The sequence below is a fragment of the Snodgrassella gandavensis genome (genome assembly GCF_914768025.1).
GTDB classification, from domain to species: Bacteria; Pseudomonadota; Gammaproteobacteria; order Burkholderiales; family Neisseriaceae; genus Snodgrassella; species Snodgrassella gandavensis.
The window spans coordinates 185,657-205,637 of record NZ_CAJZCE010000004.1; the positions used below are offsets into that span (position 1 = coordinate 185,657).

Sequence of the window (19,981 nt, forward strand, 5' to 3'; positions counted from 1 at the left end):
TGACAAATTCCATTACTAATTATTCACTTTTTTACAACTGCTTATATGGATAAGCATTAATTATGCTGTGGTTTAAAGATAATAATTTTAAAGAAATTTAATTGGTTACTATTAGTAATTCATGCCATTGGGTGGTATAGCATGGGCTGAGTTGGGTGCGGGTCATGTGCCAGTGGCTGGATTGCAGTTCGCTACCAAGCTGAATGCTGTTGCGGCCGTAACGGCTGGTGATGTTATCCCATGCGCTCATGAGTTCGGAGCGGTGGTTGTGCTCGCTGGAGTAGAGTAAGTCCGGTTGCTGGAAAGTCTGTGCTGGTTCGATACCGCTTAGTTCGATACCACATTTTTTGTATTCGTGGCCGGGGCGGTAGATGCTGCGTAGCAGATTCTGGGCGATATGGTTTAGGGTGAGGGTGTCGGCACTGGGTTGTGGCAGTTTGATAAACTGATAGCCGTTGTATTGGGACTGGTCGTGGCGAAAGCGGTTGGTGTAGATAAAAACGCCGATGATATGGGCATGGCTGTTTTGTTGGCGCAGTTTGGCTGCACCAGCACTGATGTGGTGGCTGATGGCAGCTTGCAGGCCGTCGAGGCTGGTAATTATGTTGCCAAAGCTGCGGCTGCGAACGATGTGTTGGCGACTGGCTTCGTTGATGATGAGTTCGCTACAAGGAATACCCTGCATTTCGCGCTGGGTGCGCTCGAGCACGACACCGAACTGTTTTCTTAGGGTGGGGGTATGGGCGTTGATGAAGTCGAGGGCGGTATGGATGCCTTGAGCAGCGAGTTTTTGGCCGATTCTGCGGCCGATGCCCCAGATTTCGCTAACAGGGGTGCTGGCAAGGGCGCGTTGCTGGATATTGGGATTCCAGTCTGTCCAGACGATGACGCCGTTGAAATGGTGGCGGTGGCGTTTGGCCAGATGGTTGCAGAATTTGGCCAGAGTACGGGTGGGGGCGATGCCGACGCAGGTGGGGATGCCTACCCATTGCTGGATGCGGTTGCGGATGTTGTGGCCGAGCTGGTGCAGGTTGTTCAGGCCGTGCAGGTCGGCAAAACATTCGTCGATGGAGTAGATTTCGATGGCCGGCACGAGGGAGACGATGGTGTTCATCATGCGTCGTGACAGGTCGGCATACAGTTCGTAATTGGAGGAAAAAACGGTTATTTTGCCCCGCTGTATGAGGTGCTGAATCTGGAAATAGGGGATGCCCATTTTGATGCCGATGTCTTTGGCTTCGCTGGAACGGGAGATGACGCAGCCATCATTGTTACTCAGGACGATGATGGGCTGTTGCTTGAGTTCCGGGCGATAAACTCTTTCGCAGGAGCAATAGAAGTTATTGCCGTCAATCAGGGCAAACATGAGCGGGGTTTAATGCTTGCAGGCGGTGCTTGTGTTGCTGGATGATTTGATAAACGTCGCGATCCAGTTGACCTTGTGGCTGGCTGAGGATGGTGTGCAGTTCATCGCTGTTGCTGGCGCTGCCCAGATAAATCCAGTTGTGGAAGATGTGGTATTTCTGCCGTTCTTTGATGTAGGCATAGCTGGTAAATGGCCATGCAGCCAGTTTGATTTTTTGTAAGGCCAGTGCCAGTTTGAGGTTGTGGGTAGTGGCGGTAATTTTGTTAATGCAGGCTCCGCTGCATTGGTGTAGCTGGTGGCGGAAGCAGGGGCGGTTGCTGCTGCCTTTTTCGATACCAAGAGTTTGCAGGCACAAGTCGGTGTTGCTGATGGTGCTTTTGATGGCTTTCTGGGCATCGCTTTTGCTGTGAAACAGGCCATAGTAACGTTGTTGCTCATTGAACTGGACGTGACGCATGGATACGATGTTCAGGGTATCGTAGCCGTGTGTGTTGGTGCTGAGCTGGAAGCTGAACAGGTCTTTCTGGCGGCGCAGGCGGCGGTTGAGGATAGGCTGGCGCTGTTTGATTTGCGCCGATTCGGTGAGCAGGGCATCTAGTTCGCCACTACAGGGGATAACGTCGATTTTTTTGGCCTGCTGTGACAGGCTCATTTCTTTGCTGTTGTGCACATCCTGACCAAAATGGCTCAGCAGACGGGTTTTGACTTGCTTGCTTTTGCCGATATACAAGGGGAGGTCGTTGTCGCCGTATATAAGGTACACGCCGTAATCGTCGCTGATGTTTTTCAGGACATCGTTGTTGAGATGGGCGGGCAGGCTGGGACGTTGCATAATGGTTTTGCAGGCCTGATGCAGGGTGCTGGCCGGAAAGTTGTGCTTGAGCTGCTGCCAGAAGTCGTAGATGGCGCGTGCATCGGCAAAGGCTCGGTGGCGGTTGTGCATGTCGATGTTATGACGGGCAATGATTTTGTCCAGTCCGTGGTGTTTGTGTTCAGGGTAAAGCTGACGTGACAGTTTGACGGTACACAATTGTTGCGGATTGAAGGTTCTGCCCAGACGTTTGAAAGCGGCTTTGATGAAGCCGTAATCAAAACGTACGTTGTGAGCAACGAAGATGCGCTCTTTGAAAATGACGCTGAGCCGGTCGGCAATTTCGTCGTTGAAATGCGGTGCCTGTTCTACCATCTGGTTGCTGATGCCGGTGAGTGCCTGAATGAAAGGGGGAATGCTGGCGTTGGGATTGAGCAAGGTATGGAAAACCTGTGGCTGCTGCTGGCCGGATTCGGTGTAGACGACGGCAATTTCGGTAATGCGGTCGCTGGTGGTACGGCCACCGGTGGTTTCGATGTCGACAAAGGCAAGTTGCTGGTCTGGAAACATGATTTCTGGGTTAGCGGATGTGTTTGATAACGTAGGTGACTATGCCGACGATGGTAAGGGTGTCGCCTTCTTTAAAGCTGAAGTTGGGATAGGTCTGGCTGCTGTTTTCGGAATGCAGTTCAATGCAGCCATTATTCAGTTTGTGCAGGCGTTTGATGGTGAATTCGTTCCCCAAGTCGGCCATGACGATGTCGCGGTGTTTAGGGGTAAGGGAACGATCGATGATAAGCAGGTCGTTGCGGCTGATGCCGGCGTCGTGCATGGAGTCTCCGCCACAGCGTACGGCAATGGTGGCCGCCTGATTTTTTATCAGATACTGGTTGAAATCCAGATAATCGCTGATGTAAGGTTCTGCCGGGCTGGGAAAGCCAGCAGGAATGGTTTCTGTGGCTAACGGGATGTTTAGCTGGCTGAGGTTGTCGGCTATTTTCCAGCAATCGGCCGGCAGATTTTGCGCTGGGCGCAGCGGGGTATTAGCTAGCTGGCTAATCAGGTGTTCTACTGTGGGTATCAGGCTTACGGGGATGCGTTTGACTATTTTCGGCCCGGCAATTTTGGCTTTGCGTCCGGCACCGGCTCTGGCACCACCGTGTCTACTGGATTTTGCTGCTGTATCAACCACTAGTCTGCTCATTTTGATTAAGTTATTTAATCAAGAATGGTAGGATTTTGATTTTGCTGCGTCAATTATGCTTGCTGTGGATGGCTGGTAATGGTTTGTTTTTTTATGCTTTATGCCGTTGGATATTACTTGTGTTGATGCAAGTTAACTGATTCTGTAATTGATTGTTTATTTTAAATAATTGTTATTGATTGCTGTTGACTGGATGGCTTATGGTTAAGCTGTGTATGAATTATTTATCTAAGAAGAGTTTGATGCTGATAAATTAATCTTTCAGATAATGGGCTTACTGCTGTTGCAGGTGCGCTGAAGCGGGTTGGGCTGAATAGCTGTGTGAAGCTGGTATGCTGCTGGCTGAGGCTATTTGATCCGCAATCTGGTCGAGGGTGGTGATGGTTTCCAGATGGGCTTTTTGTACGTCTGAAGCGGTGATGGCTGCGGCTTCACTGGCACTATGCTGGTTTTCGTGATGTGAGCAGGCGACCATGCAGGTAATAACGAAAACGAGCAGTAATGAAGAGGTTTTCATGATTTTGTGCTGGTATGGGACTGATTTATTATTTTATTATGCTTGGTTTAGTGGTGTACAGCCGCATTGGCTGAGTAGCAGGGTGGTTTCATATACGGGCAGACCCATGATGCCGGTAAAGCTACCGCTGATGTGTTCGACTAACATGCCACCCAGCCCCTGAATGCCGTAGGCTCCTGCTTTATCCAGTGGTTCGCCGGTAGCAATGTAGGCAGCAATCTGTTCGTTTTGTAAGGAGGCAAAGTGAACGGTGCTGGTTTGCAGGATATGGCTGGTTTGGTTGTGCCAGTAAATGCAAACTGCGGTGTGAACCTGATGCTGGCGGCCTGAAAGTAATTTGAGCATACTGAATGCATCGTCGGTATTGGCCGGTTTGCCCAGAATCAGGTTATTCAGGCTGACGGTGGTGTCGGCGCTGATAAGGGGAAATTCTGGTGGCTGCTGCTGGGTTTGTTGCCATGTGGTAAGTGCAGCGCTGTTTTTCATGCGCGCCATGCGCTGGACGTAATCTGTTGCGTTTTCGCCCGGATAAGGTGTTTCATCAATCTCTGCGGGTAAGCGCAGGACATGGTAGCCAAGATTGGTGAGGATTTCACGCCGGCGCGGGCTGCCTGAAGCCAGATAGATGGTTAGCGGGTTCATTGTCTTGTTTGGTGCAGATAATTGTGTATTGTGTGGGTTTGCTGTGGTTATTTTAACATTGCTTTAGGCTGCATTGTTTGCTGTTGGTAATGGGGTATTGTGTTCTGGCTGCGTTGGCTGGGTGGTGACTTGTATTTTGTTAGTTGTCAGCTTAACGGTTTACGTCGACGATAAAGCGGCCTTTGGTTTGACCACTGATGATGTCTTGTGCGATTTTAGGGCATTCGTTCAGGGAAATAATTTGCCCAATGTGTTGTAATTGGTCGGTGTTCAGGTGTTTGGCTAGAAAATCCCATGCGGCAATGCGTTTTGGCTGGGCTGCCATAACGCTGTCGATACCGGCCAGTGTTATGCCTCTGAGGATAAAGGGGGCAACTGTTGCAGGAAAGTCCATACCCTGTGCTAAGCCGCAGGCTGTAACGATGCCACCATATTGGGTTTGGGCACAGATATTGGCCAGACTGTGTGAACCGAGTACGTCAATGGCTGCTGCCCATTGTTCTTTTTGTAATGGTTTGCCAGCGCAGGCCAGAGTTTTGCTGTCGATGAAATGTTGCACACCCAGTTGTTGCAGGTAATCTGTATTGTTGATTTTGCTGGTGGCAGCGGTGATGGTGTAGCCCAGTTGGGTGAGTAATATGATGGCAACTGAACCCACGCCGCCGGTTGCACCGGTGATAAGGATGCTACCCTGTTCTGGGGTAATGCCATGTTCGATTATGCGTTGAACGCACAGAGCGGCTGTATAGCCGGCAGTGCCGATAATCATGGCTTGTTGGGCGCTGATACCTGTGGGTAGGGGGATAAGCCAGTCTGACTTGAGATAGGCATACTGGCTCAGGCAGCCCCAATGGGTTTCGCCACAGCCCCAGCCATTTAAGATGACGCTGTCTCCTGACTGGTATTGTTTGCTGCTGCTGTGGATGATGGTTCCAACGCCGTCTATGCCGGGTATCATCGGCCACTGTCGTACTACTGGGCCAGTATTGGTGATGGCCAGTGCCTCTTTATAGTTTAAACTGGAATACTGTATTTGCAGCAGGGTATCGCCTGTTTGCTGCAATAGCTCTTCTTCGGTGATGTTCTGGATGTTACAGGAAAACGCGGTCTGGTTTTTTTCTAATAGTATGGCTTTAGCTAACATGGTTGAATTCCTGTTGTTGATAACTAGACGGCGAGTCTAATTTTTATTATAGGCTGTCTGGTTACAATCCATTATGAAGTAGATTAATCGGTTTTCAGGATAATCTTGGCTAAATTTTTGAAATAATGGTAAAAAAGAATTTTTGGGTGCGCCTGTTTTTTCAGTATGCTTGCTTTTAATATCCGCACTGATGTAGCCATGCGTGGTCATCATTTTTACGCTACTGTGGATAAGGGCAATTCGGGTGTTGTGGCCTTAGCAGGATAATGGTTGCGTACTGGATGGTTTTGTCATGGCGGTAAGATTTTTGTTTGCTGTAAAGATAAGAGGGCTGGTTGATTCAGTGTTACTTTCCCTGCTTGCTGACGGCAATACGACACAGCCAGTCCAGCCAGCTAATGGGTAAGAGCTTTTTTAAATACCAGAATAGATGTGCCGGTACGGTAACCGGATAGCGTGCTTTGGGTTTGCGGGCATTCAGGGCGCGTACGCAGACGTTGGCGCATTGTTCGGCAGTTAATGTAAATGGTGCTACAGCGCCAGCAGTTTGCAGGCGGTTGAGCTGCGCCTGATAGGCGGCACGATGTACGCTGTTTTCAACATCTATATACTGTTTGAATTTGACTAGAGCATTGGGGCGGAAGCGGGTGGCAATTGGCCCCGGTTCGAGTAGGCTGATATGGATACCGCTGGCATGAGTTTCCTGTCGCAGGGTGTCGCATAATCCTTCCAGTGCGAATTTGCTGCTGATGTAGGCACTGCGCCATGGCATGGCTGCATAGCCCAGTATGCTGGAGTTAACCAGAATGCGGCCATATTGCTGGCGGCGAAAGACTTTCATGGCTGCATTGATGCATTGCCAAGTACCAAATACATTGGTGTTGAACTGCTCCTGCAAGGCTGTGCGGCTGATGTCTTCGGCAGCACCAGTCTGGCCATAGCCAGCATTGCAGAATAAGGCATCCAGTCGGCCGAATTCAGTGATTACGGTTTCGATAGCAGTCTGTATTTGTTTGTCATTAGTGATATCCAGTTGCAGACTATGAAAACCTTCGGCACGTAAGCGTTCTACATCTTCTGCGCGACGGCAGCTTGTATAAACGCGCCAGTTGTCCTGACGCAGTAATTGTGCTGTGGCGTAGCCAATGCCACTGGAGCAGCCGGTGATCAGGATAGTTTTTTGCATGTTTATACTTGGTTGAAATCCGTTTTAACGGTTCTAGTTTAACATGCTGGATGGCATGTATTTTCTAAGGTTGTATGTTTAGCCTGTTTATATCCATAAATGGTAAAAATGTTGTCTTCTTCATCATAAGGGATACGCAGGCGTTCAAGGATTGCTCTGAATGTAGTGGTTTCATCAATGATTGCATCGGCAATTAATCTGCCTCTATGCTGGCTTAGTTGTGGTCGAACTTTCAGCCACTCAATCATAAAGAGTGGAGGCATACCTTCATGATAGTAGTTACTCCAGTCACCTAGCCAGTTTGGTACTTCGTTTAAGTAGGTATGACAGGTTTTATCTTTATTTGCGATACAGCGCAATACATAAGGCGGTTCGAAAGCTAAGCTGCTCACAGCATGCTGCAATTTAATCCATTTGAGGTCGTTCATCATGGGAATAAATTGTTTTGCTACTATGATTTCCACTACTTTCTGTTTTAGTTGCTATATGTCTTTATGCACTGTTATGTAATGTTTATATTCATTATATAAGGAAGTGATACCATTTAAATCATTGAATTCCATTATTGTGGATTAAATATTCTGGTTATTTTGATAAACACCATTGTGGATTATTGCTCTTTTTCGGCCGCAGCATCATAGGCATCTACGATTTTCTGCACCAAAGGATGGCGGACTACATCTTCGCTGGTGAAAACGTGAAAATAGATACCGTCAATGTTGTTGAGCTTTTCGCGTGCGTCTTTCAGGCCGCTTTTGATGTTTTTGGGCAAGTCAATCTGGCTGGTATCACCGGTGATGACTGCCTTGGCGCCAAAGCCTATGCGGGTGAGGAACATTTTCATTTGCTCGGGTGTGGTATTCTGGGCTTCGTCCAGAATAATATAAGCGCCGTTAAGTGTACGTCCGCGCATATAGGCTAAGGGGGCGATTTCAATCAGCCCTTTTTCCAGTAGTTTGGTGACGCGGTCAAAACCCATCAGGTCGTAGAGGGCATCATATAAGGGGCGCAGGTATGGATCGACTTTCTGTGCCAGATCACCGGGCAGAAAACCCAGCTTTTCACCGGCTTCTACGGCAGGACGTACCAAAACAATACGTTCTACCTGATGTTTTTCGATGGCATCTACGGCCGCGGCCACGGCCAGATAGGTTTTGCCGGTACCGGCTGGACCCAGACCGAATACCACATCATGTTTTAACAATGCTTGTATATAGCCATTCTGGCGTGGCGTACGGCCACCGATATTGCCGCGGCGGGTGCGTAATGTCCAGACTTTGGGCTCGTGATGTTCTGTATCTTGGTGAGTGCTGGTTTTGGCTTCTACAGCGGCCAGTTGAATATCGCTATCGTTCAGATCACGTTCCCGCGCGATGCTGGCCAGATTTTCCAGTGCTTTGATTCCCTCGCTGATTTGTTTTCCGGTCAAGGTAAAATGGTCGAAACGGCGGGTAATTTCAAGATTCAGAGCTTTGCCCAGACTGATAATGTGCTGGTCTAGTGCACCACACAGACGTTGCAGGGCTGTGTTGTCTATTTGTTCAAGCTGATAATGGCTGGTTTGACTCATGATTACGCTGAATGAAATTAAATAATTATTAATATGTAGTCAAGCTGGTCGAAAGCAAGGGTGAATTGTCGGATAATGTTATGTCTGGTAATGGTGCTGTTTTTAAGATGATATGACAGCAAATGATTAAGCGGCCTTGTCGGTAAACATGAGTTAGTATAGATTGTGGCTGTAAATGGAGGCATGCTGCTGGCAATTTAAGCTAACAGGCATATAAATGATTTTGTGAATGGATAATTGCATGCGAACTGCGAAGATTACACGTAATACCAGTGAAACAAAAATACAGATAAGCATTAATTTGGATGGCACTGGTGTGGGGAATTTTGATACTGGCGTGCCCTTTCTGGAGCATATGCTGGATCAGATTGCCCGCCACGGTCTGATTGATCTGGATATCCGCTGTCGCGGAGACGTACATATTGATGACCATCATACGGTTGAGGATATAGGTATTGCGTTGGGGCAGGCATTGAAACAGGCTTTGGGGGATAAATGCGGGATTACGCGTTATGGTCACAGTTATGTACCGCTGGATGAGTCGTTAAGCCGGGTAGTGCTGGATTTATCCGGTCGGCCGGGGCTGGTGTATAACGTTGAGTTTACCCGTGCTTTAATTGGACGCTTTGATGTTGATTTGTTCAGTGAGTTTTTTCATGGTTTGGTGAATCATGCGATGATGACACTACATATTGATAATCTACGTGGTGTGAATGCACATCATCAGGCTGAAACGATTTTCAAGGCATTTGGCCGTGCATTGCGGATGGCTGTGGCTGCGGATGAACGCATGGCAGGGGTGATGCCGTCAACCAAGGGTACGCTGACTGCTTGATGTTATTGAGTGAATAGGCTATCCGTTAATGTGTGTACATTAACGGATAATTTTATTTGTGCTTCAGTTAATTATATTGTTGATATTGCTGTTGATTTTATCTATATAGCAATAACCAAAATGTGAACTTTTGCAAATATAAAGTTGACTATGATTAATATATATAAATAATATTTTTATTTATATATTTATTTGTTTATTTGTGATAATGTTTTCCTGTAAAATATGGTGACTACATTATTGGTTTTTGCCGGTTCTGGGGGCATGACTAATAGATGGCAGGTGCTTTAAATGTGCTTGATAAAGATAAATTAAACTGTCAGTCGAATGATAAAACCAGTGTAGCCGGTATTGGGTCAATTGGTATGATTGATGGTGAGCATGGGCAGTTTCTTTATAAAAAGCCCGTTAAGTATAATCGGATTCGTGGTAAGTTTTGTTCAATATAGGTTCAGTTGATTTTAATAAAAATAAAGATGCGAAGATGAAAGTAGCCATTGTCAATTATGGTATGGGTAATTTGCACTCTGTTCTGCAATCGGTACAGGCAGCAAGTCAGCTACAGCAGACGCAGGCTGAAATTATTCTGACGGCCGAACCGGATGAGATATACACGGCAGACAAAATTATTTTTCCCGGTCAGGGTGCCATGCCGGACTGTATGGCTGCTTTACAGCAAAGCGGGCTGGCAGAGGCGCTGACCGATGGTTTACGGCGTAAACCGTTTTTTGGTATTTGTGTTGGTGCTCAATTGCTGTTTGAATTCAGTGAGGAAGGCGATACTGCTGGATTAGGCTGGTTTCAGGGAACTGTACCGCGTTTTCAGGCTGTTACAAGTGCAGATGGAAGACCGTTGAAAATACCTCATATGGGCTGGAATCGTGTACATCAGACTCAAAATCATCCTTTATTTGATGGGGTGGCACAGGATGAGTGGTTTTATTTTGTTCATAGTTATTATCTGTTGCCGCAAGATTCGTCCATTGTTATGGGTAAGGCAGAATATGGCAATGATTTTGCCTGTATAGTGGGTAAAGATAATGTTTTTGCTACACAATTCCATACTGAGAAAAGCCATGTGGCTGGTTTGCGCTTGCTGGGTAATTTTTTACGGTGGGATGGTACGTTTTAGTTTAATTTAATGGTAGCGGTGTTTAACTTGTTGGTGTAATGCGAATTTGATATGTTATTGATTCCAGCGATTGATTTAAAAGGTGGACAATGTGTGCGCCTGCAACAGGGGCTGATGGACAGAGCCACAGTGTTTTCTGATGAACCGGCAAAGATGGCTGTGCACTGGTGCCAGCAGGGCGCGCGCCGTTTACATCTGGTGGATCTGGATGGCGCTTTCGCTGGTAAACCAGAAAATATGATTTCCATCAAATCTATACTGGAACAAGTGGCGGATAATGTGTCCGTACAGCTTGGGGGGGGGATTCGTGATCTGCATACCATTGAACAGTATTTACGACTGGGACTGAGTTACGTCATTATTGGTACTGCTGCGGTAAAGAATCCACAGTTTGTCCGGCAGGCATGTGAAGCCTTTCCGGGGCAGATTATTGTCGGGCTGGATGCTAAAGAGGGTATGGTTGCGATTGATGGCTGGGCAACGGTGACTGATTTACATGTGACTGAACTGGCTAAACGGTTTGCAGACGATGGTGTTAACAGCATTATCTATACTGATATTGGTCGTGATGGAATGATGGGCGGCGTTAATATAGATGCTACAGTGAAGCTGGCTAGGGAAGCTTCTGTGCCAGTGATTGCATCCGGTGGTGTAACCAATATGGCGGATGTAGAAGCGCTATGTGCAGTAGCTGGGCAGGGGGTTGCTGGTGCTATTGTCGGGCGGGCTATTTATGAAGGCACGCTTGATCTGGCAGCAGGCCAGCGCATGGCTGATCAGAATAAATATTAGTTTCTAGCTTTTATGCATACAGTAAGACAGCAGATAGTCTGTTTCTGGTAAAAAATATTGATAATAATTGTTTGATGCTTGGGATTGTTGGAAGCTGTTGTAATTTATTTAATAACAAATAACTAAGTACAGTAATTAGGGAGGCAGTGTGGTGGCTAGTATATTTGGTTCGCTGATATTGGCGTTATGGTTATTTCTGGGGATGAATCGCTCACGGCAGAATTTTTTTGAGGCCAGTATATTTATTATGGCCATGATGGGGATAGAATGCATTATGCAACATGCCTGGCCTGATGTGAATAATGCCTGGTTAGTGGGATGGATGGTGCAGTGGGTTTATGTGTTTATTGCCATGTGGTTATTTGATATTGTTTGCCTCAGTAATGTAAGTGCTGTGATTTATTCGATAATAGCGGGTGTCGCCTACTATTATTTACAGCTCAATATACCTGCTCTGGTTGAGCATTTGCTGAAATAATTATTGCCATTGCATAGCTGAGAAAGATAATATCATGGCTTTAGCCAAACGCATTATTCCCTGTCTGGATGTTGATAATGGCCGTGTAGTGAAAGGCGTTAATTTTGTTTCCCTGCGCGATGCCGGTAATCCTGTGGAAATAGCTCAGCGCTATAATGATGAAGGTGCAGACGAGCTTACTTTTCTGGATATCACAGCCAGTGCGGATAATCGTGATACGATTTTACATGTCATTGAGGCAGTGGCCAGTCAGGTGTTTATTCCGCTGACCGTGGGCGGTGGGGTGCGCAGTATTGAAGATATACGCCGACTGCTCAATGCGGGGGCAGATAAAGTGTCGATTAACACGGCCGCAGTGACAAATCCCGAGCTGGTTAACGAAGCAAGTGCTTTTTTTGGCAATCAGGCGATTGTTGTGGCTGTAGATGCCAAGGCTGTAGATGCTGAAAATACGCGCTGGGAGGTTTTCACTCATGGCGGGCGCAAGCAGACTGGTTTGGATGCGGTAATGTGGGCACGGAATATGGCATTGCGTGGAGCTGGTGAGATTCTGTTGACCAGTATGGATCGTGATGGTACCAAAGCCGGTTTCAATTTATCTCTTACCCGAGCTGTAAGTGATGCTGTTAGCGTACCGGTAATTGCATCCGGTGGTGTGGGCAATATTGAGCATCTGATTGAAGGTGTGCTAGTAGGTCATGCTGATGCCGTGCTGGCGGCCAGTATTTTTCACTTCGGTGAAGTGCGTATTCAGGATGCCAAAATGGCCATGAAACATGCAGGTATTGAAATGCGTGTATAGTTCAGGCTTGATGGTAGTTGTATGTTTACCTGAAAATAAGGACAATTGCTGTGGTGAATACGCTGGATGCGGTAAAGTGGGATGATAATGGTCTGGTTTGTGCAGTGGTGCAGGACAAGCATACTTTGCGTGTGTTAATGGTCGCATGGATGAATGCAGAGGCCTTGCGCCAGACGATAGCTACGGGCTTCGCTCATTATTATAGCCGTTCGCGGCAGCAGCAGTGGATGAAAGGTGAACGGTCTGGCCATACGCAAAAAGTATATGAACTGCGTCTGGATTGTGATGGTGATGCTTTGGTGTTACTGGTTGAGCAGCGCGAAGGTATTGCCTGCCATACTGGGCATGCCAGTTGCTTTTATCGGTTGTATCAGGATGGTAATTGGCAAAGTATTGAACCGGTTATCAAAGATGAAAATGAAATATACATCCGTTCTGCTCAAAGGCAGACGGATAATGATTAAAAAGAGAACAGGATGACGCAGACGCCAGAAGCAGTAGATGTAGCGATGGTATTAAGTGAGCTGGCTGATGTGCTCGACGCCAGACGTCAGGCTTCACCGCAAACTTCTTATGTTGCGCAGTTATTGCAAAGCGGTGAAGATAAAATCCTGAAAAAAGTTATTGAAGAGGCAGGTGAAGTGCTGATGGCCTCCAAAGATGGCGACAGGCAGCATCTGGTTAAGGAAGTGGCTGATGTCTGGTTTCATACCATGGTGTTGCTGACTTATCATCAGATACGGGTTGAGGATGTATTGCAGGAATTGCAGCAGCGACAACATATTTCTGGTTTGACAGAAAAAGCCAGTCGTCAGCCGCAGTAATTACAATGTATTTTAAATATGCGCTGCTGTAAATGAATGGCAGGCGCATGTTTTTTTTTGGCAGTTGAAGTAAAGGATAGTATTATGGGCAGCTTTTCAATTTGGCATTGGGTAGTGGTATTGCTGATTGTGGTACTGATTTTCGGTACCAAAAAGTTACGCACTATTGGTAAGGATGTGGGCGGTGCAGTACGTGATTTTAAGCAAGGACTGAATGAAAGTGATCAGGAAATTGCAAAAAAGGATGCTGTAATCGAACACGATAAAGATGACAATAAAGCATAGAAGACGTTTATGTTTGGCTTGGGTTTTGGTGAAATTTTACTGATTGCCGTGGTAGCACTGGTGGTACTTGGGCCGGAACGACTGCCCAAGGTAGCGCGCAGTGCTGGTTTGTGGGTTGGGCGTATTCAGAATTTCATTAGTAATGTGAAAACCGAACTGAGCCAACAGGCCGGTGTGGCTGAATTCAGGCAGGCACGTGACAGTATTGAGGCGACCGCCCGTTCGTTTGAGCAGGATATTAACACCAATGTGCGCAGTATTCGTGGTGAGGTGGATACGCTCAGGCGCCAGCTGGCCGAAGATGAACAACAGATGGATACAGACAGTATGTCCGTATTACCACAACCGTTGCATAACTATCGCGCAGCGGTAGCGGAAGCACCATTGCTACATCGGGTTTCATTACGCCGGCAGGCTTTACAGCGCCGGCGGGATATGCGGCCACGGCGTAGCATAACCCCGAAATTGCGCGTGCGCCGACATTGATGGATGAATGATTGTGATGCCGGTTGATGAAAATACCGAATTGACGCTAATTGATCACCTGCTGGAATTGCGTCGCCGCTTGATGTGGATTCTGGGTATTCTGTTGCTGTGTTTTGCGCTTATGGTGCCTTTTGCGCAGAAAATTTATACTTTTGTGGCTGAGCCGTTAATGGCGAACCTACCAGCCGGGCAGCATATGATTGCCACCGAGGTGATTGCGCCATTTTTTGTACCGTTAAAAGTAACATTGATGGCGGCATTTTTGCTGACGCTGCCACATACGTTGTATCAAATCTGGGCTTTTATTGCACCAGGTCTGTACAGACATGAAAAACGCTTGATTTTGCCACTGTTAATTGCCAGTATATTGTTATTTGCTCTGGGAATGGCATTTGCCTACTATCTGGTTTTTCCAGTTATCTTCCGTTTTCTTACTGGTATTACCCCTATTGGGGTGAGTATGGCGACCGATATTGATAAGTATTTATCCTTTATTCTGGGGATGTTTGTGGCATTTGGGGTGACATTTGAGGTGCCGGTACTGGTGATTCTGTTAAACAGAATTGGGGTGGTATCAGTTATGCAGTTAACAAAAGCCCGTGCTTATGTCGTGGTAGGAGCTTTTGTTGTGGCAGCCGTGGTAACGCCACCGGATGTTTTGTCGCAAACCTTGCTGGCTATTCCGCTGATCCTGCTTTATGAGGTTGGGATTTTGGTATGTCGCTGTCTGGGTGGTGACAGGAAAGAGACAGCTTTATCTGTCCAGTCGCGGAGACAATAAATTTTTTATTACTTTATACTGAAATAAACAGGCTGCCTGAAAATTTTCAGGCAGCCTGTTTATAAATACTAAGCCAGTTGACGACATTGTTCGTTGGAGAATCGTATGAATCAGTCGCAAATTGATTCGTGTCCAAATATTTACCGCTCATCCACTCTGATCTGGTGGCTGGGGATGCTGACTTTATGCATCGTGCCATTTATGTCGAGCTGGCGTGTTGGTACGCTGTCAAGTTTCTATCTGGAAGCGGGAACCTTATTTTTTGCACTCAGTCTGGCTGGGTTAACGGTATTGACACGCAAAACACGGTTTTCCCTTCCAGCCACTAGTATTGGACTGTTATTGCTGGCCGCTTTGCTGATGCTACAGGCACGACTAATGCACCTTCCTTATGCCAGCCAGTCCGACCTGACTGCGCTGGTGTTTGTGGTGCTTGCTATGCTGGCCTGGGCTGCGCGCGACTGGGTAATTCGCATTGGTCAGACTCAGGCGGTGACGATTCTGGCCATGGCTCTGGTGCTGGGGATATTGTTGCAGTCGCTGGTATGTGTGATGCAGTTTACCGGTGTGACTGGCTGGATACCGGGCGTATTGCGCGGCCCGGGTAATCATTACATCTATGGGCAGTTGGCACAGCGCAATCATCTGGGGCATTACCTGATGTGGGGTGTGCTGGCTTTGTGTTTTTTGTGGCAACAGCGGCGTTTACCTAATTGGCTGGTATGGCTATTATTAATCTGGTTTACCGGTGTGATGGGGCTAATTGGTTCACGTACGATTATTGTGTATGTGCTGGTTATTGGTCTGTCTCTTTTTTTCTGGCGCTGGCGTGCCGGTGCCGCAGCCAATCGTTTGTTACTGATGCTGGCCACTGCTATCGGACTGGTATTACTGTTTCAGCTAATATTGAGTCCTTTGTTTGAAATGTTGTTGCACATCAATTTTCAGTCTGGTACAGCGCGGCTGGAGCAGGGTGGATTTGCTCAGTCTGGACGCCAAATGGAATGGCATAAGGCGTGGCTGATATTCAAAAGTGCCCCTTGGTTTGGCTATGGCTGGGGCAGTTATGCTTATCAGGGTTTTGCCATTGCTGATATTTATCCGAATGGGTTTCGCCAGTATGAAGATACAGTGCTGTTTACGCATTGTCATAATCTGGTACTACAATTACTGGCTGAAACCGGAATCATCGGATTTTTAATTGCTGGCATGTGTTTTATCTGGGCAATCTGGCCACATTTGCACAGGGGATTTAATCCAGCCTCAATTGTGCTGATGAGTATGATTCTAGTGTCTTTATGCCACAGTATGCTGGAATATCCGTTGTGGTATAGCTATTTTCTTGCAGTATTTTTGCTGTTTATCGCATTGACACCGTTATCACAGGTTCAGCAGGCACAATCAGCCCAGCCTGCTTCCGTTCAAGCAAATCAATCTTGGGCTGTATTAGTGTTGATATTCATGATATTGATGTTATGGCAGATGTTGGCCTATCAACGTTTTTTAAAAGTCCGTGCTAATCGTGGCCTGCCACAGGTGGAACAAATTAGTCGTATGCAAGATTTGCGTAAGCAAATGTATTTTCTGCGTTATTATATTGACATGGCTGTTATTGAAAAACTTAATGTTACTGATTCTTTTTTACCTATGTGGGGTAAACAGGCTGCATTGCTCTGTGGCCGGTATCGACCTTACAGCAACACTTTCATACGAGGCCTTTACTTACAGCAGGAGCATCAGAATGTAGCTGCACAACAGTGGTTTAGTCAGGTAAGTCATTACTATCCGAGATTAGTTCCTAATTTCATAAGCAGAATTAGACAGCAGCCTCAGGCAGTGGCAGTGATACCACAGTTACAACAGGATTGCCTGAAATATCAGCAGCAAAGCGCTCAAAAAATGAATTGTTTATAGGGTTTAGACAGATATTTAACATAGTGGTTTTTAATGAAAAAGTGAGCAAAAGACTTGCCACTGTAAAGATAATTTCAACCTACATGTTAAGATACAAAGTGTAAATAAAGTAAATGCGTTTGTAGTGTATACAGACTGTGCACTTACATTTAGGAGGATGATATGAATCGTGTATTATTAATTGATGACGATAACTTGTTGACTGAATTACTCACTGAATATCTGACAGCAGAAGGGCTGGAAGTGAGTCGTGTCGCCGATGGCGAAGCCGGTGTTAAAGAAATTTTAACTGGTCAGTATAACGTGGTGGTGCTGGATTCCATGATGCCAAAAATGAACGGTCTGGATGTTTTGAAAACCGTACGGGTACAAAGCAAGATACCGATTATTATGCTGACAGCCAAAGGTGATGATATTGATCGCATTATTGGTCTGGAGATGGGCGCGGACGATTATGTACCGAAACCTTGTCAGCCACGTGAGCTGCTGGCACGTATCAATGCGATTTTGCGCCGTACGCACCAGAGTCATGACAGTGACCAGAATGGTATTCCGAACAGTATTGCAGCTAGTGGTGTAGTACTTTATCCAGCCAAGCGTCAGGTTACCATCGAGGATGAACCTCTCGAGCTGACCAGTACAGAATTTAATCTGCTTGAAGTATTGATGCGCCATGCCGGGCAAGTAGTAAGCAAGGAAACCCTGTCACTGGAAGCACTGGAGCGCAAACTGGCTAAATTTGACCGCAGTATTGACGTTCATATTTCCAGTATCCGGCATAAGCTTGGCAATGCCAGTCTGATTCAGACCGTGCGTGGTCTGGGTTATTTGTTTGTTAAAAATTGAACCAGAATACAGGCTGTTGGTAAACAGCCTGTTCTAATATATGAAACTGTTTCCCCGTATATTTGCTACGTTTTGCGCAGTGATTGTTTGTGCCATTTTTGTAGCCAGCTCTTCTTTCTGGCTGGTACAAAACACGTTGGCTGAAACCCGCTTCAAGCAGCAACGTAACTTTGAAGAAAACCTCCTCAGCAGCACCATGAATGCGTTTCAGGCACGTGGCGATGCCGGTATACGAGAACAGTTAATGGAGTGGGGTAATAGTCCTGGTGGTGAAAATCTGTATGTAATCACCGGTGACAATAAGAACGACATTCTTGGGCGTCCTATTGACCCCGAAGATATTGACAAAGCACATGAGTTTGCTCTGTCACATCCAAGCTCAAAACTGGTGCAGATTTCCTACAATTCACTTGGTGAAGAATACCTGTTTATGATTCGTGGTTGGAATTATGAGCGCACCCCCCGTCCGCCAAGTCCGTTTTTTATTCCCGGTCTGCCGATTGCACCGGTCTGGCACGAATTTATTATTCTCAGTTTTATTATTATTGTTGGTTTGCTCACCGCCTATATTCTGGCCAACAACATTACCCAGCCTATTCGTGTTCTGTGGCGGGGCATGGATCGCTTGGCGCATGGAAATTTGCAGACTCGCGTATCCCATCAACTATCAGAACGACGTGATGAACTGTATTCTCTGGCTGTACAGTTCGACAACATGGCAGATAAATTGCAGAAACTGGTTGAAAAAGAGCGTCATTTATTGCATCACGTTTCTCACGAAATGCGGTCACCACTGGCACGCATGCAGGCTATTATTGGATTGATTCATGTGCAACCGCAAAAGCAGGAACAGCACCTACAACGTCTGGAAAGCGAACTAGGGCGCATGGATTTACTGGTAGGTGAACTGCTTACCCTGTCGCGGCTAGAAACTTCTGATTTGCCAATTACGCTGGAACCACTGGCACTGGTGCCGGTAATCAAGCAGATTGTTGAGGACAATCAGGCAGTGGCCATGCAACACCACCAAACTTTATCATGGCAGTGTGACATTCCTGAAACTGCAATGGTAAAGGCTAACGAAAGCTATTTGTACCGCGCTTTTGACAATGTGGTACGAAATGCAATTAATTATAGTCCGGATGGCAGTGAAATCAGAATTCATCTGCATGAAGGCGGCAAGCAGCAATGGCAGGTTGATATCAGTGACAATGGCCCCGGTGTGGCAGAGAATCAGTTGCCGCATATTTTTACGGCCTTTTATCGTGCAGACAGCAGTGCCAATAAACCAGGTACTGGCTTAGGACTGGCTTTAACCAAACATATTGTTGATCGCCATCATGGCAAGATTTATGCGGATAATCAACAGCCCAAGGGCTTAAATATGCATTTTTTGTTGCCTAAATTTACGCCGGGCAGAAATAGAAATCGGCAGAAGAATAAAAGTTAAGCATCTTTCATCCGCTGGATAAAGTTATTGTCTTTATCCAGTTTTTTCACGTTCTGGGCACATGCTAGTGTATTCTGCTATTTGCACAATACTATTTGCTTAGAAATCAACTGTGATTTTAATATGCAGTTTTGGCAGCCAGTTAGACTAGCTTCTGCCATAACTGAAAATTAATCGACAGTTTTCTGGTCATTTGTTTCTGGCAGAGCAGAGTGTTGGGCAAACCAGCTAGCTACAATCTGATTGACTTCGTCTATACCGTGTTTTTTCAGGCTGGAGAATAGCTGTACGGTGACTTGCTGGCGGGCAAAATATGGTTGAAGTGCTTTTTTGACACTGGCCAGCGTTTTAATTTGCTCGTTTTTGGATAATTTGTCTGCTTTGGATAACAAAATGTGAACCGGTCGATTGGTTACCGCAAAAAAATCCAGCATCTGTTTGTCCAGCTCTTTGAGCGGATGGCGTGCATCCATAATCAGAATCAGCCCGATTAGCTGCGCTCTGGTTTGCAGGTAATCACCCAGTAAAGTTACCCAGTGTCGGCGTATTGCTTCCGGTACCTGTGCATAACCATAGCCGGGCAAATCCACCATAAAGCCGCCATTGGTCAGCTCAAAAAAATTAATATGCTGGGTACGACCGGGCGTTTTAGATACATAGGCCAGCCGGGTATGGCTGGTCAGGGTATTAATGGCACTTGATTTACCTGCATTACTGCGGCCTACAAAAGCAATTTCTGCGCTTGTTGCGGGCAGGTCTTTCAGATGATTAACGGTAGTATAAAAGCAGGCGTGACGGAACAGATTCATGGGTAACAAAAAAAGATAACAAGGTAGTAGCATACCATGTTTTTGCGCACAATCTGGGTTCGGCAACGCATGTTAACGCAGGTTTTAACGCACGACACTTGATTTTT

At 46.5% G+C, this 19,981-nt stretch carries 23 protein-coding genes and 1 pseudogene; 14 read left to right on the forward strand and 10 right to left on the reverse strand.

Annotated elements, in window-relative coordinates; translation table 11 throughout:
• Positions 1-97: 97 nt before the first annotated feature.
• The 9 genes from MJ764_RS05025 to MJ764_RS05065 all read right to left on the reverse strand — a co-directional run bounded on the left by MJ764_RS05025 (position 98) and on the right by MJ764_RS05065 (position 8,440).
• The gene (locus tag MJ764_RS05025) at positions 98-1,366 is read right to left on the reverse strand and encodes a Y-family DNA polymerase (RefSeq protein ID WP_239325178.1); all 1,269 of its coding nucleotides are present in this window, start codon (positions 1,364-1,366) and stop codon (positions 98-100) included.
• Positions 1,350-2,747, reverse strand: a complete 1,398-nt coding sequence (locus tag MJ764_RS05030; RefSeq protein WP_239325179.1) for a 3'-5' exonuclease family protein — start codon at positions 2,745-2,747, stop codon at positions 1,350-1,352. Before MJ764_RS05030 ends, MJ764_RS05025 begins: the two co-directional genes overlap by 17 nt.
• 10 nt (positions 2,748-2,757) lie before the next feature.
• Positions 2,758-3,369, reverse strand: a complete 612-nt coding sequence (locus MJ764_RS05035; RefSeq protein WP_239325180.1) for a LexA family protein — start codon at positions 3,367-3,369, stop codon at positions 2,758-2,760.
• 286 nt (positions 3,370-3,655) lie between these two features.
• On the reverse strand, positions 3,656-3,898 hold the full coding sequence (locus tag MJ764_RS05040; protein ID WP_239325182.1) for a hypothetical protein: 243 nt from the start codon (positions 3,896-3,898) through the stop codon (positions 3,656-3,658).
• A gap of 36 nt (positions 3,899-3,934) precedes the next feature.
• The gene (locus tag MJ764_RS05045; RefSeq protein WP_239325183.1) at positions 3,935-4,540 is read right to left on the reverse strand and encodes a Maf family protein; all 606 of its coding nucleotides are present in this window, start codon (positions 4,538-4,540) and stop codon (positions 3,935-3,937) included.
• Positions 4,541-4,691: 151 nt separating this feature from the next.
• A complete protein-coding gene (acuI, locus tag MJ764_RS05050) occupies positions 4,692-5,684 on the reverse strand; it encodes an acrylyl-CoA reductase (NADPH) (protein WP_239325184.1) in 993 nt (330 codons plus the stop codon).
• Positions 5,685-6,030: 346 nt separating this feature from the next.
• A complete protein-coding gene (locus MJ764_RS05055) occupies positions 6,031-6,870 on the reverse strand; it encodes an SDR family NAD(P)-dependent oxidoreductase (protein WP_239325186.1) in 840 nt (279 codons plus the stop codon).
• A gap of 38 nt (positions 6,871-6,908) precedes the next feature.
• Complete coding sequence (locus MJ764_RS05060; RefSeq protein ID WP_239325187.1) at positions 6,909-7,334, reverse strand: DUF6678 family protein; 426 nt, start codon at positions 7,332-7,334, stop codon at positions 6,909-6,911.
• A 146-nt stretch (positions 7,335-7,480) separates the two neighbouring features.
• Positions 7,481-8,440 (reverse strand): PhoH family protein, encoded by a 960-nt coding sequence (locus tag MJ764_RS05065; RefSeq protein WP_239325189.1) that lies wholly within the window; start codon positions 8,438-8,440, stop codon positions 7,481-7,483.
• Positions 8,441-8,684: 244 nt separating this feature from the next.
• Between MJ764_RS05065 and hisB the strand changes: the two are divergent.
• The 14 genes and pseudogenes from hisB to MJ764_RS05135 all read left to right on the forward strand — a co-directional run.
• Positions 8,685-9,275, forward strand: a pseudogene (gene hisB / locus MJ764_RS05070) (imidazoleglycerol-phosphate dehydratase HisB); the annotation flags it as partial.
• A gap of 275 nt (positions 9,276-9,550) precedes the next feature.
• A complete protein-coding gene (locus tag MJ764_RS05075) occupies positions 9,551-9,724 on the forward strand; it encodes a hypothetical protein (RefSeq protein WP_239325192.1) in 174 nt (57 codons plus the stop codon).
• A 35-nt stretch (positions 9,725-9,759) separates the two neighbouring features.
• Positions 9,760-10,407 carry an imidazole glycerol phosphate synthase subunit HisH gene (gene hisH, locus MJ764_RS05080; RefSeq protein ID WP_239325193.1) on the forward strand — a complete coding sequence of 216 codons (648 nt, stop codon included), beginning with the start codon at positions 9,760-9,762 and terminating at the stop codon, positions 10,405-10,407.
• Positions 10,408-10,458: 51 nt separating this feature from the next.
• A complete protein-coding gene (gene hisA, locus MJ764_RS05085) occupies positions 10,459-11,199 on the forward strand; it encodes a 1-(5-phosphoribosyl)-5-[(5-phosphoribosylamino)methylideneamino]imidazole-4-carboxamide isomerase (RefSeq protein WP_239325195.1) in 741 nt (246 codons plus the stop codon).
• A gap of 151 nt (positions 11,200-11,350) precedes the next feature.
• Positions 11,351-11,677, forward strand: a complete 327-nt coding sequence (locus tag MJ764_RS05090) for a hypothetical protein (protein ID WP_239325196.1) — start codon at positions 11,351-11,353, stop codon at positions 11,675-11,677.
• Positions 11,678-11,711: 34 nt separating this feature from the next.
• Positions 11,712-12,479 carry an imidazole glycerol phosphate synthase subunit HisF gene (hisF, locus tag MJ764_RS05095; protein WP_239325198.1) on the forward strand — a complete coding sequence of 256 codons (768 nt, stop codon included), beginning with the start codon at positions 11,712-11,714 and terminating at the stop codon, positions 12,477-12,479.
• Positions 12,480-12,532: 53 nt separating this feature from the next.
• Positions 12,533-12,943, forward strand: a complete 411-nt coding sequence (hisI, locus tag MJ764_RS05100) for a phosphoribosyl-AMP cyclohydrolase (RefSeq protein ID WP_420853926.1) — start codon at positions 12,533-12,535, stop codon at positions 12,941-12,943.
• Positions 12,944-12,988: 45 nt separating this feature from the next.
• Positions 12,989-13,303 carry a phosphoribosyl-ATP diphosphatase gene (locus MJ764_RS05105; RefSeq protein ID WP_174828401.1) on the forward strand — a complete coding sequence of 105 codons (315 nt, stop codon included), beginning with the start codon at positions 12,989-12,991 and terminating at the stop codon, positions 13,301-13,303.
• 84 nt (positions 13,304-13,387) lie between these two features.
• Complete coding sequence (tatA, locus tag MJ764_RS05110) at positions 13,388-13,588, forward strand: Sec-independent protein translocase subunit TatA (protein WP_239325202.1); 201 nt, start codon at positions 13,388-13,390, stop codon at positions 13,586-13,588.
• A 9-nt stretch (positions 13,589-13,597) separates the two neighbouring features.
• A complete protein-coding gene (tatB, locus tag MJ764_RS05115; RefSeq protein WP_239325204.1) occupies positions 13,598-14,074 on the forward strand; it encodes a Sec-independent protein translocase protein TatB in 477 nt (158 codons plus the stop codon).
• Positions 14,075-14,090: 16 nt separating this feature from the next.
• Complete coding sequence (gene tatC / locus MJ764_RS05120; RefSeq protein WP_239325282.1) at positions 14,091-14,855, forward strand: twin-arginine translocase subunit TatC; 765 nt, start codon at positions 14,091-14,093, stop codon at positions 14,853-14,855.
• A gap of 105 nt (positions 14,856-14,960) precedes the next feature.
• On the forward strand, positions 14,961-16,769 hold the full coding sequence (locus MJ764_RS05125; RefSeq protein WP_239325206.1) for a PglL family O-oligosaccharyltransferase: 1,809 nt from the start codon (positions 14,961-14,963) through the stop codon (positions 16,767-16,769).
• A 162-nt stretch (positions 16,770-16,931) separates the two neighbouring features.
• Positions 16,932-17,615, forward strand: a complete 684-nt coding sequence (locus MJ764_RS05130) for a response regulator transcription factor (RefSeq protein WP_239325207.1) — start codon at positions 16,932-16,934, stop codon at positions 17,613-17,615.
• 40 nt (positions 17,616-17,655) lie between these two features.
• A complete protein-coding gene (locus tag MJ764_RS05135; protein ID WP_239325209.1) occupies positions 17,656-19,065 on the forward strand; it encodes a sensor histidine kinase in 1,410 nt (469 codons plus the stop codon).
• A gap of 170 nt (positions 19,066-19,235) precedes the next feature.
• On the opposite strand, the gene yihA is transcribed toward MJ764_RS05135, so the two are convergent.
• On the reverse strand, positions 19,236-19,874 hold the full coding sequence (yihA, locus tag MJ764_RS05140; RefSeq protein WP_239325211.1) for a ribosome biogenesis GTP-binding protein YihA/YsxC: 639 nt from the start codon (positions 19,872-19,874) through the stop codon (positions 19,236-19,238).
• Positions 19,875-19,981: the final 107 nt, after the last annotated feature.

What these genes read in the sequence shown, in the direction of transcription:
- hisH (WP_239325193.1), top strand. Translation starts at nt 9,760, where the DNA reads ATGAAAGTAGCCATTGTCAATTATGGTATGGGTAATTTGCACTCTGTT.
- hisF (WP_239325198.1), top strand. Translation starts at nt 11,712, where the DNA reads ATGGCTTTAGCCAAACGCATTATTCCCTGTCTGGATGTTGATAATGGC.
- tatC (WP_239325282.1), top strand. Translation starts at nt 14,091, where the DNA reads ATGCCGGTTGATGAAAATACCGAATTGACGCTAATTGATCACCTGCTG.
- MJ764_RS05065 (WP_239325189.1), bottom strand. Translation starts at nt 8,440, where the DNA reads ATGAGTCAAACCAGCCATTATCAGCTTGAACAAATAGACAACACAGCC.
- tatB (WP_239325204.1), top strand. Translation starts at nt 13,598, where the DNA reads ATGTTTGGCTTGGGTTTTGGTGAAATTTTACTGATTGCCGTGGTAGCA.
- acuI (WP_239325184.1), bottom strand. Translation starts at nt 5,684, where the DNA reads ATGTTAGCTAAAGCCATACTATTAGAAAAAAACCAGACCGCGTTTTCC.
- MJ764_RS05040 (WP_239325182.1), bottom strand. Translation starts at nt 3,898, where the DNA reads ATGAAAACCTCTTCATTACTGCTCGTTTTCGTTATTACCTGCATGGTC.
- MJ764_RS05125 (WP_239325206.1), top strand. Translation starts at nt 14,961, where the DNA reads ATGAATCAGTCGCAAATTGATTCGTGTCCAAATATTTACCGCTCATCC.
- MJ764_RS05135 (WP_239325209.1), top strand. Translation starts at nt 17,656, where the DNA reads ATGAAACTGTTTCCCCGTATATTTGCTACGTTTTGCGCAGTGATTGTT.
- yihA (WP_239325211.1), bottom strand. Translation starts at nt 19,874, where the DNA reads ATGAATCTGTTCCGTCACGCCTGCTTTTATACTACCGTTAATCATCTG.
- MJ764_RS05105 (WP_174828401.1), top strand. Translation starts at nt 12,989, where the DNA reads ATGGTATTAAGTGAGCTGGCTGATGTGCTCGACGCCAGACGTCAGGCT.
- MJ764_RS05130 (WP_239325207.1), top strand. Translation starts at nt 16,932, where the DNA reads ATGAATCGTGTATTATTAATTGATGACGATAACTTGTTGACTGAATTA.
- tatA (WP_239325202.1), top strand. Translation starts at nt 13,388, where the DNA reads ATGGGCAGCTTTTCAATTTGGCATTGGGTAGTGGTATTGCTGATTGTG.
- MJ764_RS05025 (WP_239325178.1), bottom strand. Translation starts at nt 1,366, where the DNA reads ATGTTTGCCCTGATTGACGGCAATAACTTCTATTGCTCCTGCGAAAGA.
- MJ764_RS05075 (WP_239325192.1), top strand. Translation starts at nt 9,551, where the DNA reads ATGGCAGGTGCTTTAAATGTGCTTGATAAAGATAAATTAAACTGTCAG.
- MJ764_RS05030 (WP_239325179.1), bottom strand. Translation starts at nt 2,747, where the DNA reads ATGTTTCCAGACCAGCAACTTGCCTTTGTCGACATCGAAACCACCGGT.
- MJ764_RS05055 (WP_239325186.1), bottom strand. Translation starts at nt 6,870, where the DNA reads ATGCAAAAAACTATCCTGATCACCGGCTGCTCCAGTGGCATTGGCTAC.
- hisA (WP_239325195.1), top strand. Translation starts at nt 10,459, where the DNA reads ATGTTATTGATTCCAGCGATTGATTTAAAAGGTGGACAATGTGTGCGC.
- MJ764_RS05045 (WP_239325183.1), bottom strand. Translation starts at nt 4,540, where the DNA reads ATGAACCCGCTAACCATCTATCTGGCTTCAGGCAGCCCGCGCCGGCGT.